This window comes from Spirillospora sp. NPDC047418 (genome assembly GCF_040643275.1).
Lineage (GTDB): Bacteria > Actinomycetota > Actinomycetes > Streptosporangiales > Streptosporangiaceae > Spirillospora.
The window spans coordinates 1-14849 of the sequence record NZ_JBEYTW010000105.1 but is presented as its reverse complement, the minus strand read 5'-3'; the positions used below and the strand labels follow the sequence as shown (position 1 = coordinate 14849).

Annotated in this window: 16 protein-coding genes; 11 read left to right on the top strand and 5 right to left on the bottom strand. The window is 73.3% G+C overall.

Annotated elements, in window-relative coordinates; genetic code table 11:
- Window positions 1-57 precede the first annotated feature (57 nt).
- From ABZ806_RS38350 to ABZ806_RS38320, 7 genes are all read left to right on the top strand, one after another.
- Window positions 58-1164 (top strand): LCP family protein, encoded by a 1107-nt coding sequence (locus tag ABZ806_RS38350; protein ID WP_500223274.1) that lies wholly within the window; start codon window positions 58-60, stop codon window positions 1162-1164.
- A 22-nt stretch (window positions 1165-1186) separates the two neighbouring features.
- Window positions 1187-1480: a hypothetical protein gene (locus tag ABZ806_RS38345; protein WP_500223272.1), complete on the top strand. Its 294-nt coding sequence runs from the start codon at window positions 1187-1189 to the stop codon at window positions 1478-1480.
- An 85-nt stretch (window positions 1481-1565) separates the two neighbouring features.
- On the top strand, window positions 1566-1724 hold the full coding sequence (locus ABZ806_RS38340; protein ID WP_500223270.1) for a hypothetical protein: 159 nt from the start codon (window positions 1566-1568) through the stop codon (window positions 1722-1724).
- Window positions 1725-1894: 170 nt separating this feature from the next.
- Window positions 1895-2050: a hypothetical protein gene (locus tag ABZ806_RS38335; protein ID WP_500223269.1), complete on the top strand. Its 156-nt coding sequence runs from the start codon at window positions 1895-1897 to the stop codon at window positions 2048-2050.
- Between the two features lie 44 nt (window positions 2051-2094).
- Entirely contained in the window at window positions 2095-2583 is a 489-nt protein-coding gene (locus ABZ806_RS38330; protein WP_500223268.1) for a glutathione peroxidase, read from the top strand.
- Between the two features lie 113 nt (window positions 2584-2696).
- Window positions 2697-3659, top strand: coding sequence for an oxidoreductase (locus tag ABZ806_RS38325; RefSeq protein ID WP_500223267.1), 963 nt, complete (start codon window positions 2697-2699; stop codon window positions 3657-3659).
- Between the two features lie 78 nt (window positions 3660-3737).
- Window positions 3738-4853, top strand: coding sequence for an RNA-guided endonuclease InsQ/TnpB family protein (locus ABZ806_RS38320; RefSeq protein WP_500223266.1), 1116 nt, complete (start codon window positions 3738-3740; stop codon window positions 4851-4853).
- A gap of 196 nt (window positions 4854-5049) precedes the next feature.
- Here the strand turns inward: ABZ806_RS38320 and ABZ806_RS38315 are convergent, their stop codons facing one another.
- The 5 genes from ABZ806_RS38315 to ABZ806_RS38295 all read right to left on the bottom strand — a co-directional run bounded on the left by ABZ806_RS38315 (window position 5050) and on the right by ABZ806_RS38295 (window position 11598).
- Window positions 5050-5628, bottom strand: coding sequence for a TetR/AcrR family transcriptional regulator (locus ABZ806_RS38315; protein WP_500223265.1), 579 nt, complete (start codon window positions 5626-5628; stop codon window positions 5050-5052).
- 38 nt (window positions 5629-5666) lie between these two features.
- The gene (locus ABZ806_RS38310) at window positions 5667-6209 is read right to left on the bottom strand and encodes a methylated-DNA--[protein]-cysteine S-methyltransferase (RefSeq protein ID WP_500223264.1); all 543 of its coding nucleotides are present in this window, start codon (window positions 6207-6209) and stop codon (window positions 5667-5669) included.
- Window positions 6210-6283: 74 nt separating this feature from the next.
- The gene (locus ABZ806_RS38305; protein WP_500223263.1) at window positions 6284-8941 is read right to left on the bottom strand and encodes a DUF6493 family protein; all 2658 of its coding nucleotides are present in this window, start codon (window positions 8939-8941) and stop codon (window positions 6284-6286) included.
- Window positions 8938-10317, bottom strand: coding sequence for an SWIM zinc finger family protein (locus ABZ806_RS38300; protein ID WP_500223262.1), 1380 nt, complete (start codon window positions 10315-10317; stop codon window positions 8938-8940). The genes ABZ806_RS38305 and ABZ806_RS38300 overlap by 4 nt, the downstream gene beginning before the upstream one ends.
- 39 nt (window positions 10318-10356) lie before the next feature.
- Window positions 10357-11598, bottom strand: coding sequence for a LeuA family protein (locus ABZ806_RS38295; RefSeq protein WP_500223261.1), 1242 nt, complete (start codon window positions 11596-11598; stop codon window positions 10357-10359).
- Between the two features lie 69 nt (window positions 11599-11667).
- Here ABZ806_RS38295 and ABZ806_RS38290 point away from each other — a divergent pair, with 69 nt between their 5' ends.
- The 4 genes from ABZ806_RS38290 (at window position 11668) to ABZ806_RS38275 (ending at window position 14813) form a co-directional block, all read left to right on the top strand.
- A complete protein-coding gene (locus tag ABZ806_RS38290) occupies window positions 11668-12951 on the top strand; it encodes a citrate/2-methylcitrate synthase (RefSeq protein WP_500223260.1) in 1284 nt (427 codons plus the stop codon).
- Window positions 12952-13032: 81 nt separating this feature from the next.
- On the top strand, window positions 13033-13389 hold the full coding sequence (locus ABZ806_RS38285; protein ID WP_500223259.1) for a hypothetical protein: 357 nt from the start codon (window positions 13033-13035) through the stop codon (window positions 13387-13389).
- Between the two features lie 57 nt (window positions 13390-13446).
- Window positions 13447-13806, top strand: coding sequence for a DUF3817 domain-containing protein (locus tag ABZ806_RS38280; protein ID WP_500223258.1), 360 nt, complete (start codon window positions 13447-13449; stop codon window positions 13804-13806).
- Window positions 13807-13880: 74 nt separating this feature from the next.
- On the top strand, window positions 13881-14813 hold the full coding sequence (locus tag ABZ806_RS38275; RefSeq protein WP_500223257.1) for a bifunctional helix-turn-helix transcriptional regulator/GNAT family N-acetyltransferase: 933 nt from the start codon (window positions 13881-13883) through the stop codon (window positions 14811-14813).
- Window positions 14814-14849 lie beyond the last annotated feature (36 nt).

The window sequence follows — 14849 nt, the reverse complement described above, 5'->3', positions numbered from 1 at the left end:
GCGGAATCATGCGGCGGATGGACGCGCGACCCCCCTCGGGTTGTCTAAGGTCTACGCATGAGCGACGGCCGGGCGCACCAGCACGCCAGCTACGGACGGGATCCGTACGGGGACCGCTACGACGCCTACGACGACCCGTACGCGGGCGACCAGCTCGCCGGGGCGCGCCCCGGCGAGGGCGGTCCGCGCGGCGGGGCCCCGGTCCGGCGCCGCCGGCGGCGCCGCTGGCCGCGGGTGCTCGGCGCGGTCCTGGTCGTGCTGCTGCTGATCATCGTGGGCGGCTACTTCTACCTGGACTCCCGGCTGAAGCGGGAGTCGGTCCTGGTGGACTATCCCGGCCGCATCGCCGACACACCCGGCACGAACTGGCTGGTCGTCGGGTCCGACAGCCGCGAGGGCCTGTCGAAGGCCGACCAGAAGCGGCTCGCCACCGGGTTCGCGGGGGGCCGCCGCACCGACTCGATGATGCTGCTGCACTACGGCTCCGGCGGGACGTCCCTCATCAGCCTGCCGCGCGACTCCTACGTCCCGATCCGGGGGCACGGGTCGAACAAGCTGAACGCGGCGTTCGCCTTCGGCGGCCCCAAGCTGCTCGTGGAGACCGTGGAGAAGACGACCGGCGTCCACATCGACCACTACGCCGAGATCGGCTTCGGCGGCTTCGTGGGCGTCGTGGACGCGGTCGGCGGCGTGGACATCTGCGTCAAGGACGACATCAAGGACCGCAAGGCGGGGCTCGACCTCAAGGCGGGCTGCCAGACGCTGGACGGCGGCCAGGCGCTCGGCTACGTGCGGACCCGCGCGTTCGCCCGCGCCGACCTGGAGCGCGTGGAGCACCAGCGCCAGTTCTTCGCCGCCCTGATGAAGAAGGCGACGAGCCCCGGGACGATGCTCAACCCGTTCCGCGGCGTCCCGCTGGCGCTGAACGCCACCAGCAACTTCTTGGTGGACGAGAACGACCACCTGTACGACCTCGTCCGCATGATGTGGGCGATGAAGGGCGTGAGCGGCGACGGCGGCGTGACGACGACCGTCCCGATCGGCGGCAACGGCAGCTCCGCGGCGGCCGGGTCCTACATCACCTGGGACAAGGCCAAGGCGTCCAGGCTCTTCGACGCGCTCAAGCAGGACCAGCCGATCCCGCAGGACGTCATCACCAAGTGACCCGTCCGGTTACAGTCGGATCATGCCCGATGTGACGCCGGACGGCGTGAAGCTGGACGAGCTGCCCACGACCGAACTGCACCGGCGGGCGATGGACCTCGCCAGGGAGCGGCGCGACGCCGGCTTCCTGTGGGAGCTGCTGCGCGCCATCCCGGCCGCCGCGGCGGCCGCGGGCGAGGTCGGCCGCGCCGAGTTCGACCTCTTCCACGGCCTGTCGCTGCTGGAGGAGTTCACCCACGCGGGCGAGGGCGAGGTCGGCGAGGCGCTCAGGCCGCTGTACATCGACTACCTCGCCGAGCACGCCAAGCGGACCTGACCGTCTCTTTAACCGGTCTTGATCTCCGTCCGCCCGCCCCTGGGAATCACTCTGCGTAGGCAAGCGACCGCAGAGGGTGGTTCGAGTGAACAAGAAGCAGATCAAGATCGCCGCCATCGCCTTCGTGGTGTGGTACGTCATCAGCAAGCCCGACGGAGCGGCGCATCTGGTCAACAACGCGCTGAGCGGGCTCGGCAACGCGGCGGAGTCGTTGTCGCAGTTCATGAGCGCTATCCCGACCTGACGGACGGCCTCGGGCCCCGTACCCCCTGCGGTACGGGGCTTCCATGCGCCCGGGGCACCAAGCGGTGGCGCCCGCGTCACAGTAAAATCGCGCTTTGCGGGCAGACGCGGCTGGGCACAATTGGATCGGGTCAATTGTGTCGCGCGCTACAAACCAGGGACGGCGTACGGATGAAGAAGAACCTCCGCTATGTGGCGATCGCCTTCGTCATCTTCTACTTGCTCAGCTCACCGACGGACGCGGCTGGAGTGGTCAACAACGCCTTCGACCAGTTGGGCAACGCGGGCAACCAGCTCGCGGCCTTCGTGAACGCCTTGGGCGGCTGACCGGCGTGGGCCGGTCGGCGGAGTGATCTCCTAGGATCGGCCTCATGTCTGTCTTCGATGTAGAGATCGACGGTCTGCAGGGCGGGTCCGCGGACCTCGCGCAGTACCGGGGCAAGGCCGTGCTCGTCGTCAACGTCGCGTCCAAGTGCGGCCTCACCCCGCAGTACTCCGGCCTGGAGCGGCTGCAGGAGCGCTTCGCCGGAAGCGGCTTCACGGTCCTCGGCGTGCCCTGCAACCAGTTCATGGGCCAGGAGCCCGGCACCGCCGACGAGATCGCCGAGTTCTGCTCGGCGACGTACGGCGTCACGTTCCCGATGACCGAGAAGGTGGAGGTCAACGGGCCCGGCCGGCACCCGCTGTACCAGGGCCTCGTCGGCGTCCCCGACGCCGAGGGCCACACCGGCGACATCCGGTGGAACTTCGAGAAGTTCCTGATCGCCCCGGACGGCACGGTCGCGGCGCGGTTCGCGCCGCAGGCCGAACCGGAGGCCGCCGAGGTCGTCGGCGCCATCGAGAAGAACCTGCCCGCCTGAGCGCGGCCGCCCTCCGCTGCGGCGCGCGTGTGAATCGCGCCACAGCGGGGCGCGTTGCGCGCTATTCGATGGTCCGTCTAGCTTGTGAGGTCCGACCGGACGTGGAGGTGCCCATGCGGGGCTGGACGGCGAACGACATCCCGGACCTCTCCGGCCGGCGGGCGGTCGTCACCGGGGCCAACAGCGGCCTCGGCTACCACACCGCCCTGCAGCTCGCCCGGCACGGCGCGTCCGTCGTGCTGGCCTGCCGCAGCGCCGAGCGCGGCCAGGCCGCCTTCGACCGGATCAGGGCCGCCGCGCCGGGCTGCGACATCGTGCTCGGCTCGCTGGACCTCGCCGACCTGTCGTCCGTCCGCGCCTTCGCGGCCCGCTACGGCGACGGCCCCCTCGACATCCTGGTCAACAACGCGGGCGTCATGGCGATCCCGCACCGCTCCACCGCCGACGGCTTCGAGATGCAGTTCGGCACCAACCACCTCGGCCACTTCGCGCTCACCGGCCTGCTGCTGCCGGCGCTGCGCGCCGCGTCCGCCCGCGTCGTCACGGTGACGTCCGGCTTCGCGTGGACGGGCCGCCTCGACTTCGGCGACCTGCAGGGCGAGCGCCGCTACCGCAAGTGGGCCGCCTACAGCCAGGCCAAGCTCGCGAACCTGGTGTTCGCCAAGGAGCTGGACCGGCGCGTCCCCGAGCTGACCAGCGTCGCCGCCCACCCCGGCTACGCCGCGACGAACCTCCAGCAGACCGGCCCGAAGATGCAGGGCAACGCATTCCTGGAGAAGGCCACGGGCATCGGCAACGCGGTGATCGCCCAGCCGGCCGCCGCGGGGGCGCTGCCGTCCCTGTACGCCGCCACCGCGGACGTCGAGGGCGGCGCCTGCTACGGCCCCCGCCTCCTGCAGTACCGCGGCGCCCCCGCCAAGGTGCCGGCGCCCCCGCAGGCGAACCGCCACGGCGAGCGCCTCTGGGACGTCTCCGAAACCCTCACCGGCGTCGCCTACGCGCTACCGATTTCGTCGGTAGTGCTCCGCCCTTCAGGGCGGGGGTGGAGCCGACCCTCCCGCGGAGCGGGACGGTGATAGCCGGATCGCTCTCCGGGGCGATGCCTGCCTGTCCATGAACCCGACAGTAGCTTAAAGTATTGATAATATTACGGAATGAAGTTGCGGTATGCGTTCCGCCTCTACCCCACCGCCGGGCAGCGCCAAGCCCTGGCGCGGGCGTTCGGCTGCGCCCGCGTGGTCTACAACGACGCGTTGCGGACGCGGGAGGACGCCCGCAAGGCAGGTTTGCCGCTGGTACGGGCGGCCGAGCTGTCGGCGGCGATGACGGCTGCGAAGAAGACTCCGCATCGCTGCTGGCTGGGCGAGGTGTCGTCGGTGGTGCTGCAGCAGTCGCTGCGGGACCTGGAGGCGGCCTACCGCAACTTCTTCGACGGCCTGGCCGGCAAACGCCCCCGGATGGGGCCGCCGAGGTTCAAGTCCCGAAAGGACGCCCGCCAATCGATCCGGTTCACCGCCAACGCCCGCTGGCAGATCACCGAAGGCGGCAAACTCGTGCTGCCCAAGGTCGGCGACGTGAAGGTGCGGTGGTCGCGGCGGCTGCCGTGCACGCCCTCGACCGTGACCGTGATCAAGGACGCCGCCGGGCGGTACTTCTGCTCGTTCGTCGTGGAGACCGATGATGTGCAAGTCCCGCCCGACACGACGGCCGAGGTCGGGATCGACCTGGGGCTGGAGCATTTCGCCGTGCTGTCGGACGGCCGCAAGATCGGCTCTCCCCGGTTCCTGCGCCGCGCCGAAAAGAAACTGAAGAAGGCCCAGCAGGCGCTGTCGCGCACGCAGAAGGGCTCCAGCAACCGCGGCAAGGCACGTGTGAAGGTCGCCCGCGCGCATGCGAAGGTCGGCGACGCGCGCCGCGAGTTCCATCACCGGCTCTCCACCGAACTGGTCCGCGACAACCAAGCGGTCTATGTGGAGACGCTGTGCGTGAAGGGGCTGGCGCGCACCCGGCTGGCCAAGTCGGTGCACGACGCGGGCTGGTCGGCGTTCGTGACCATGCTGGAGTACAAAGCGGCCCGGTACGGGCGGGTGTTCGCGAGGGTGGACCGGGCGTTTCCGTCCTCGCAGATCTGCTCGCGCTGCCGGTACCGGGACGGCCCCAAATCCCTGCACGTCCGGCACTGGACCTGCGTGCAGTGCGGGGCCGGGCACGACCGGGACGTCAACGCCGCACGCAACATCCTGGACGAAGGGCGCCGCATCACCCGGTGATGCTCTGCTGGTCGCCGCTGGACGGAAACCCCGGGCACCCCTGGGGGAGGCGGAGACCCTAAACGCCTGATGGAGGGCAGGTAAGACCCCGACTCCGGTCGTGGGCAGGCCCGTTGAAGCAGGAAGCCACGGAAGTGACCGCACCCTGAACGGTGCGGCACAGGCCGAATCCCCGGCCTTCAGGCCGGGGAGCACGTCAACCGCCTAGCCCCCGGACCGCCTGCGCCACCGTCGCGCGGGCGACGGCCTCGGCGTCGGCCGGCCTGCGCTGCGCGATCCCCGCGGCGGCGTCGACCAGCCCCTGGATGAGCTCGGCCCGCAGCTCCGCCCCGGCGACACCGCCCTCCTCCAGCGCCGCGACGAGCGGGCGCAGCAGCTGCGCGTGCCCCTCCCGGATGCGGCGCAGCGCCGGCTCGGCGAGCGCGTGCTCGACCAGCGCCACGGCGGCGTGGTGCCGCCCGTCCGTCATGACCTCCAGCTGGCACCGGACGTAGGCCGCGACCTTGCCGTCCAGGCCGTCCGCGTCGGCCAGCGCCCGCTCCACGAGCGCCGCCCAGCGCGGCAGCTCCTCCTCCACGACCGCCGCGACGAGATCGTCCTTCGACCGGAAGTACTCGTACAGGCCCGGCCGCGACAACCCGACCCGGCGTGCCAGCGCCGCCAGCGACAGGGCCTCGATGCCCTCCTCCGCCACGAGCGCCCGCGCCCCGTCCAGCAGGTTCCGCAGCTGCCGGGCGCGGTGCTCCGCGACGGTCGCCGCACTGATCTTCGGCACCCGCCCATTCTAGAGTTCCCGACTACCGGTAGGTAAGTTCACGGGGCGCGGGTGATGTCCCAGTCGAGGGTCGCGGGGAGGGCGCCCTCCAGGGTGAGCAGCCACCGCTTGATCTCGACGCCGGAGCCGCCGCTGTAGCCGCCCAGGCCGTTGGAGGCGACGACGCGGTGGCACGGGACGATCAGCGGGATCGGGTTGCCGCCCATGATCTGACCGATGACCTGGGCGTGCACGCCGGTGCCGCTGCGGTCGCCCAGCTGTCCGTAGGTGAGGACCTTCCCGTACGGGACGGACTCGTACAGCGTGGTGAGCACCTGCCGCTGGGCATCGGACGTGAGGCGCCAGTCGATCGGGAGGTCGAAGTCCTTCAGGTCGCCCGCGAAGTAGTCGCGCAGCGCCGACAGCGCGGGGGCCAGCCGGCCGGGGGCGTCGGCCACGGGCAGGCCGGCGGCCTTGGCGGTGCGGGCGCGGGCGGCGGGCGTGTCGCGGAAGTGCAGGGCGGCGACGCCCGTCTCGGTCCCGGCGACGAGCAGGCGGCCGAGCACGGTGTCGACCGTGCCGAACGCGAGTGTCTCGGTCATCGTGCGGCACTCCTTCCCGGTGTTCTCAGGGTCCCATGCGGGACCGGCCTCTTCGTCAACACCGGCGTGCTCCGTCACGTTGCGGTCAGGGTGCGGTGCAGGCGGGCCGACTCCGCGACCAGCCGGCTGGACCCGCCGCGCGCCGCCACGTCCGCGACCTCGGGGATGGCGCCCCCGGCGCCGGTGATCTCGGCCAGCCGGGCGGCCAGGGTGATCATGGCCGGGAGTCCGGCCGGGGCGCGTTCGCCCGGCGCGGGGAGGGCGTGCGGGAGGGCGGCGGCGAGGATCGTCCAGACACCGGCGTGCGCGCCCGCGTCGGCGGCGGCCGTGAGGGCCTTGAGGGTGCGGGGGAGCGGGACGCGGCCCAGCGCGGCGAGCCGGCCGAGGGCGGTGCCCGTCTCGGCCGCCGGGAGCGCGCCCCGGGCGGCGAGGACGAGCAGCGCCTCGACGGCCTTCGCCCGCTCGTCCTGGTCCTGGTTCGCCAGCGTGTGGGCGAGGAGCGTGCCGGTGGCGGCGCCGGCGGGCCCGTCGGCCTCGGCCAGCCCCAGCATGATGGCGCCCTGGTTCCAGCCGTACTCCTCCCATCCGGCCAGGTGCGGGACGAGGTGGGCGGCGACGATGTCGCGGTGGGACGGCAGGACGGCGGGCCAGTGGCCGGTGTGCGGGTCGAAGCTCCGCGTTCCGAAGTTCCGCCGGTCCGGCTCGGGGAGCACGCACAGGCGGTCGATCTCGGAGTCGCCGGGCATCTCCACTACGGGCAGGACGTGGGTGGGAAGCCGGAAGCTGCGCCCGCCGACGGTCGCGAGCGGGGTGTCGAGGACGGTGCAGGTGACGGCCGGATCGGCGAGCCCGCCCGCGGCGAGCCAGGCGGCGACCTTCCGGCCGGCCACGCCGGACAGCCCCTTGGCGTGCGCTACGGCCGCCGGGTCGATCTCGCGTGGGACGCGGAGCATCGCCTGCAGCAGGTCGGCCGGTCCCGGCACGCGGCCCGCCGCCTCCAGGCGTTCGAGCCGGTCGACCAGGACGTCCGGGTCGATGTGGCCGCTCCCCTCGGTGGGGGTCGCGAGGAGGAGCGGGACCGTCTCGACGGCGGAGGCGACCTCGTGCAGCCGCCACTTGAGGAACCGCATCAGCTGCGGATCGATCGCCGTCCCCGCCGAGTGGGAGCGGCGCATGAGCAGGGTCGCGAAGACCTCGCTCAGGGTGCGCGTCTTGCCCGGGATCAGCAGGTTCTGCACCGGGAACTGGATCCAGCTCTCGCGGCCGCGGCCGCGCATGTACGGGTGGTCGTCCGGCTTCGTGAGCCATGGCGCCAGGGTGTCGGCGTGCCCGCGGAGCGCCTCGCGGGTGCCGGCGGGGTCGCGGTGGGCGAACTCGACGAGTGCGGCGAGGAAGCGCTCGGTCGCGGGCCACTCCTCCTCGGAGCGCAGCCGGACGGCGAACTCCTCCGCCAGTTCGGCGAGCGAGCCGATGGGCGCGGGCAGTTCGCGCGGGACGAACGGCGGCGGGCCCATGAGCGGCTCGGGCTCGGTGACGGCCGCGACCTCGCCGAACGCCGCCGCGATCGCCTCGCGCTGGTCGGCGGGCAGGCCGCCGGCGGCGTCCCGGACCTCCGCCCGGACGGGTTCGCCCGCGCGCGCCGCGTGCTTGACCGCGATCTTCACGGCGCGGTCCCGCAGGTCGACCGCGTCGGAGGTGAAGACGGCCGTGAGGGCGCGCACCGTGGCGCCGGCCCGTTCGCGTTTGCGGGCTGTCCGGTCCAGCCAGGTCAGCGCGGCCCGGACGAGCTTCTTCTCCGGGCGGAACAGCAGCGCGTCGGCGGCCTCCGCGAACAGGTCCGCGTCCAGGCGCTCCAGGTCGTCGGCACGGCGGACCTGGCGCAGCGCGAGATCGGCCACGGCCGGCGGCGCGGTCGGCAGCAGGCGGACGTAGTCGCGGACGCGGGCGGCCGTCTCGTCGTCGGTGGGCTCCAGCGCGTCGTGGAGCTGGACGAACCAGCGGAGGTTGTGCGTCGTGCCGCCGCGCAGGAAGCGGCTGACGCAACCGTCCAGGAGCGTCGTGCGCTCGATCCGTCCCGCGCGGGCCAGAGCGGACAGTGCACCGGCCCAGGTGGCCTCGCGGGGCCTGTCCTGCCGCATCCATGTCGCGTCGGCGGCGAGAGCGGCTCCCACACCGTCCACCTCGAACAGCTTCGGGAGGAGCGTGTCGAGGAACGGGTCCTCGGAGAGTTCCTGCGAGCGGGACGGATCCGGGTCGGACACCCAGCCGACGACGAAACCGTCCGATACCGGGGGAGCGGCACCGGCCGACTTGGCGAGTTCCGCCGCGAAATTCCAGCGCGTCCAGTCGATGTCGGCGCCCCGCACCCGGTCGGCGACGCGGTGGGCCACCTCGGCGCGCCACTCCGGCGAGCGGACCGAGGTGACCTCGCGCAGCAGCCTCAGCTCGGTGTCGCCGCCGCCCCACCACCAGAGCCGGAGATCGCCGCGGCACAGCCACGTCGCCGCGGCGGCGGGGCCGCCGATGGTGCCGGCGCCGGCGAGAAGCAGCGTCCGCACGGCCTGGTTGTCCAGGAAGCCGTGCTCCGACGCGGCGCGCATCGCCTTCAGCAGAGCGGGGAGTCCGGCGGCGGCCGCGCGGCGTCCGGGCTCGTCCAGCGCCATGACCTCGCGCGCCGTCAGCTCGGTGTCGCCGGCCTCGATCGCCTTCTGGAGCTCGTGCGGCATGCTCATCGCGCGGCCTCGGCGGGCCGGTCGGCGTCGCGGCGGACGATGCGGGCGGCGAGGACGTGCTTGCACGGGCCCCGCTCGCCGCGGTGGTCGAACCACCAGGGGCACGTGCAGGTGACGCGGTCGCCGTCGAAGCGGACCTGCCGCTCGCTCCCGTTGCTCAGCACGATCGCCGTGTCGCCGGACGTGAACCGCACGGCGCCGTCCTCGACGAGCGCCCGCGCCGAACGCAGCCGGGGATTGAGGGCGGCCACGCGGGCCGGGTCGTACGGCAGCTCGCGGTGGAAGAAGGCGGCCTCGGCGGTGTCGAACCCGACGCGGCCGGACGTTCCGAGCTGGGTCAGCGCCGCCTTCGTCCGGGCCGGGTCGAGCCCGGACCGCTCGGCGAGCAGGTCGGGCTCGACGCGCGGTTCGAAGGACAGCAGCGCGCCGAGCAGGTCGGCGTCTCCGGCGGCCTGGTCGGTGGAGATGTCCTCCAGGATGGCGCCTTCACCGGAGAAGCCACGCGAATGCTGGGGCGACAGGGTGAGGACGTAGCGCATCCCGGGGAGTTCCAGTTCCCACACGCTCGACACAGGGCCGCTTCCGGTGGAGACGGCCGGCCCGTACACGCGCATGGCCTTGGCGAAGCGCAGCAGCGGCAGCATCGTCCGCAGGCGGTCGGGCCCCGCCAGGCACACCGCGCCCGGCGCCGGACGGGACGACATCCGCAGCGTCCGCCCGGCGGGCACCGCCCACAGCGCCTCCCGCGCGCGCTTGGGCAGGGACCGCAGGAACCGCACCGCGTCCGGGCCCTTCAGCTCGCCGCGCAGATCGAACCCGGCCGTGATGACCTGGACCTCGGCGAACCCCCGGAGCCACCGGTCGGGGAGCGGGACCTTCTTCTCCACGACGGCGCCGTCCAGCGTGGTCACGGCCAGTTCCTCGGCGCCGACCGCCAGATGCAGCGGATCGGACCCTCCCACGCGGGCGAGGGCCTCGCGCAGGGGGCCGTTGACGTCGACGTTCGTCGTACCGCGTTCGTGGACTTCGCCGTCCAGCGCGGGCTCCAGCACGTCCAGCCTGGCGTACACGCCGCCGCACGCGGAGAACGACTCCATCCGGATCCGGTCGCCGTTGCAGGTGACGACCGGATCCCGGAAGGACGTCGGGCGCGGCTGGAAGTACCGGGTCTGGGCGACGTCGGCCAGGGCCAGCAGGGCCGCCGCGGCGGGCGCCGCCTGGGTGAGGACGCCGCTGAAGAAGTGCGGATGGGCCTGCGGTCCGCTGCTCGTCGTCCCGCCGGACGTGGACAGGCCCAGAAGGCCCGCGTCCAGCCCGGACGGCCGCGTGTACGTGTACGACTGCGCGGCGCCGGCCGCCGCTGTGCTGCTCGCCATGCCCGAGAACGTAGAGCGCGCCTCGGACAAATCATGTGATCAGTCGGTCTGCCCCGGGAAGAGCAGGGCGAGCTCGCACGGGTAGGCGCCGATCAGGCGGAGCTCGTCGTCGGTGAGCGGCCGGCCCGTCTGGGCGTTGCAGATCTGGACGAGCTTGAACGCGAGGTCGTCGTCCACCGGCTCGATGCCCAGCCCGTCCATGACGTGCCGGAAGCCGGCCTTGCCGCCGTACTCGCCGGTGAGGACGACGCGTCCGGGACGGGTGTGCCAGTCGTCCGGGAAGGGGCCGAGGGTCTCCTCGTCGTACAGCTCGTAGTTGCCGTGGTCCTTGAGCGCGCCGTCCGCGTGGATGCCGGACTCGTGCGCGAACGCGTTTCGCCCCACGCCGACCTGGTTGTAGGGGAGCGGCTGGCTGAAGGCGTAGCTCGCCCACAGCGCGAACCGCCGCGCCCACGACAGGTCGATCGGGTCGCCGATCTCGATGCCGCGCTCCTCCAGCCCGAACCCGTGCCGGAACGCGAGGATGGTCGACAGCAGGTCCGCGTTGCCGGAGCGCTCACCGATGCCGTTCACGCACGTGTTGATCCACGCGTCCTGGCCCGCCTCCAGGTCGCCCAGGGCGCCGCTGATGGAGTTGGCCACGGCCAGGCCGAGGTCGTTGTGGCAGTGGGTCTCGACGGGCATCTCCACGGCGGACGCCAGTTCGGCGAATCGCTCCTTGACCCGGTCGGGGGTGTCGCCCCCGATGGTGTCGCAGTACCGGACGCGGTCGGCGCCGGCATCCTTGGCGGCGAGGGCGAACTCCTTGAGGAAGCCGGTGTCGGTGCGGGAGCCGTCCTCGGCGTTGACCGCGACGGTGCGCGCCCCGCCCGCCTTGGCCGCGCGGACGGCCGCGACCATCTCCCGGACGATCGCCGCGCGGTCCAGCCGCCCCCGGAACTTGTTGGCGATCATGTAGTCGGACGTCGAGATCGACAGGTTGTAGTGGGCGAGGCCGGTGCCGCCCGCCCGCACCCGGACGGCCTTCTCGACGTCCCCCGCCACGCCCCGGCACCAGCCAGAGAGCCGCAGGCCGCCGAACGCGCCCGCCTCCGCCAGCGCGATCTGCGCCCGCACGTAGGGGACCTCGTGGAACAGGAACGGGAAGCCGATCTCCGACTGCGCCGCGCCGAGCCGTCCCAGGTAGAAGTTGACCATCGTCTTGCCGAACTTGGACAGCCCGGTGCGGGCCGTCTGGACGCCGTCGCGGTTGGTGACGTCCAGGAAGTGAATCTGAGGCATGCCCACAGGTTGACATCGCAATCTACATGTATCAATATTGACGATAATCAATACTCAGAGGCGGGAACCGTGGAGAACGAGCAGGTCGGCGGATGGATCGACGCCAAGGCCGCCGCCGAGCGGCTCGGTGTGAAGCCCGCCACGCTGTACGCGTACGTGAGCCGCGGCGTGCTGCGCCGCCGGCACGCCGCGGACGGGCGCCGCAGCCTCTTCGACGCGGCCCAGGTGGAGGAGCTGGCCCGGCGCGGGAGGCCGCGCCGCCCGCCCGGCCCGGGGGAGCTCGCGATCGAGTCGGCGATCACCGCGCTCGGCGCCGACCGGCCCTACTACCGGGGCCGCGACGTCCTGGCCATGGCCGGGTCCCGGACGTTCGAGGACGTCGCCGGCTGGCTCTGGACGGGCGAGGACGCGGCCGGCGGGGACGCGGCGGGCGCCGCGCCCTGGCGGCCCAGCGGGGAGGGCGTCGCGGCGGCCGTCGCCGCCCAGTCCGGCCTGCCCGCCGGCCTGCTCCCGCTCGACCGGCTCCAGCTGATCGTCACGGCGCTCGCCGCCACCGACCCGCTGCGCCACCACCTCGGCGCCGAGGGCGTCACCGCGACCGGCCGGGCGCTGGTCTCCGGCCTCGTCGAGGCGCTGCCGCCGGCCGCCGGACCGGCGTCCGGCGCGGGACGGCCGCCCGGTGCGGGAGGCGTCGCCGAGCGGCTCTGGAGCCGGCTGTGCCCGCACCCGCCCGAGCCGGGCGGCGGCCTGCCGCGCGCCTTCGAGGCCGCCATGATCCTGCTCGCCGACCACGAGCTGGCCGCGTCCACGGTCGCCGCGCGGGTCGCCGCGTCCGTGCGCGCCGACCCGTACGCGGTCGTCGCGTCCGGGCTCGGCGTGCTGAGCGGCCCGCTGCACGGCGGCGCGTCCTACGCGGCGGAACGGCTGATCGCCGAGGTCGCCGAACCGGTGGAGGCGGCCCGGGTGCTGGGCGAGCGGCTGCGCGGCGGGGAGCGCATCCCCGGGTTCGGGCACGGCGTCTACAAGTCGGGGGACGCCCGCTTCACCCTGCTGATCGGCCTCGTCCGCGCCGCGGCGCCCGGGCACGAGCGGCTCGCCGCCGCCGACGCCGTGCTGGCCGAGGCGGAGCGGCGCCGGCTGCCCGCGCCGAACGTCGACTTCGCGCTCGCGGCGCTGGGCGCGGTCGCCGGCCTCGTCCCGGGCGCCGGGGAGGCGCTCTTCGCCGTCGCGCGCACCGCCGGATGGCTCGCGCACGCGCTGGAGGAGTACGCCCGCCGCGGCCCGCTGCGCCCCCGCGCCGTCTACGTGGGCCCACCCCCGCCCGAACCGGCGCCCAAGAGCCGGCGCCCTTGAGTCAGTCCTCGTGAGCCGGTCCTCGTGAGCCGGTACGGGGTCGGGGCCGGACCTCGGGGAACCGGGGGTAGGCTCGGTGCCGTGCGACGGTTCCTCACTCCAGGCTGGCTCGGGTTGCACGCGCTCGCGATCGTGCTGTGCGGCGCGTTCATCGGGTTCGGCTGGTGGCAGTTCGACCGCGCCCAGTCCGGCAACGACCGCAGCTGGGCCTACACGTTCGAATGGCCCCTGTTCGCGATCTTCGTGATCGTGATGTGGGTCAAGATGATCCGGGACGAGCGGGACGGCGTGGCCCCCGCGCCGAAGGTGATCGAAGAGCCCGCCGAAGCCGCGGTCAAGCGGGAGCTGATCAAGCGGCACGAGGAGGAGGACCCCGCCCTCGCGGCCTACAACCGCTACCTCGCCCGGCTCAACTCCGAGAGCCGCGGAGGCCGCTGACCCCTCGCGCGGGTCCCGCCCGGGGCGCCGGGCCCGCCGAACGAAAGGTGTGTTCCCGTGGAAGGCGCGGTCACCAGGTACCGGATCCTGGCGCTGATCGTCGGCACGCTGCTGCTGCTGCTGACGGTCGGGATGGTCCTCAAGTACGGGCCGACCGACATGCCGGAGATGGTGGGCATCGTGTCGCCCATCCACGGCCTTTTCTACATGGTCTACGTGGCGCTGGCGTTCGACCTGTGGCGGCGCACCGGCTGGCCGCTCGGCAAGATGGTGCTGATCGTCCTCGGGGGCGTCGTGCCGCTGATGACCTTCTTCGTCGAGCGCAAGGTCGTCCGCGAGGCGCGCGCACTGCCCGCGGCCAAGCCCGGGACCGAGACCGAGACCGACGCCGAGACCGAGGCGCAGCCGAGCGTCTGACCCGCCGCGGGGTCTGGTGCGCGGCCCTCCGTTCGCCTAACGTTTGACTCAGTCAAACATTAGGAGGCCGCGCCATGGAGGTGACCGCCGAGGACATCGGCACGGTCCGCGCGTTCAACCGCTTCTACACCGGGGTCATCGGGGTGCTCGGCGAGGGGCTCGTCCGCTCGCCCTACTCGCTGACCGAGGCGCGGGTGATCTTCGAGCTGGCCCAGCGGGGGGACGCGGAGGTCCTCGCGCTGCGCCGCGCGCTCGGCCTCGACGCCGGGTACCTCAGCCGGATGCTGGCCCGCTTCGAGGCCGACGGGCTGCTCGTGCGCGAGCGCGCCGCAGGCGACGCCCGCCGCCAGATCGCCCGGCTCACCCCGCGCGGCCGCGCGGTGTTCGCCATGCTGGACGAGCGGACCGCCGCGGAGATCCGCGGTCTGCTGGACGGCCTGCCCGCCGCCGACCGCGGCCGCCTGCTCGCCGCGATGCGCACCGTCCACGGCATCCTCGGCGACCGCCCGGGGCCGGACGGCGGCGGGCGCGCCGTCCTGCGGCCGCTGCGCCCCGGCGACCTCGGCTGGGTGGTCGAGCGCAACGGGGCCCTGTACGACGCCGAATGCGGCTGGGACCGCACCTATGAGGCGCTCGTCGCCTCGGTCGTCGCCGACTACGTCCGCGACCACGATCCGGAGCGGGAGAACGCGTGGATCGCCGAGGCCGGCGGCGTCCGCCTGGGCGGGGTGTTCTGCGTGCAACGTGCGGAGGGCGTCGCGCAACTGCGGCTGCTGCACGTCGAGCCGGACGCCCGCGGCCTGGGGGTCGGTGCCGCGCTCGTCGACGCGTGCGTCGGCTTCGCCGCCGCGGCCGGCTACGCCGAGATCATGCTGTGGACGACGGCGCTCCAGCGTCCGGCGCACCGCCTCTACGAGCGGGCCGGGTTCGTGCTGGCGGAGGAGGAGCCGCCCGTGGAGCGCTTCGGCGACGTCGTCCACGGGCAGGTCTGGCGGAAGAGGCTGTGAGCCGGGGCCCCGGGGGGGGGGGCGGGCCCCCCCCCC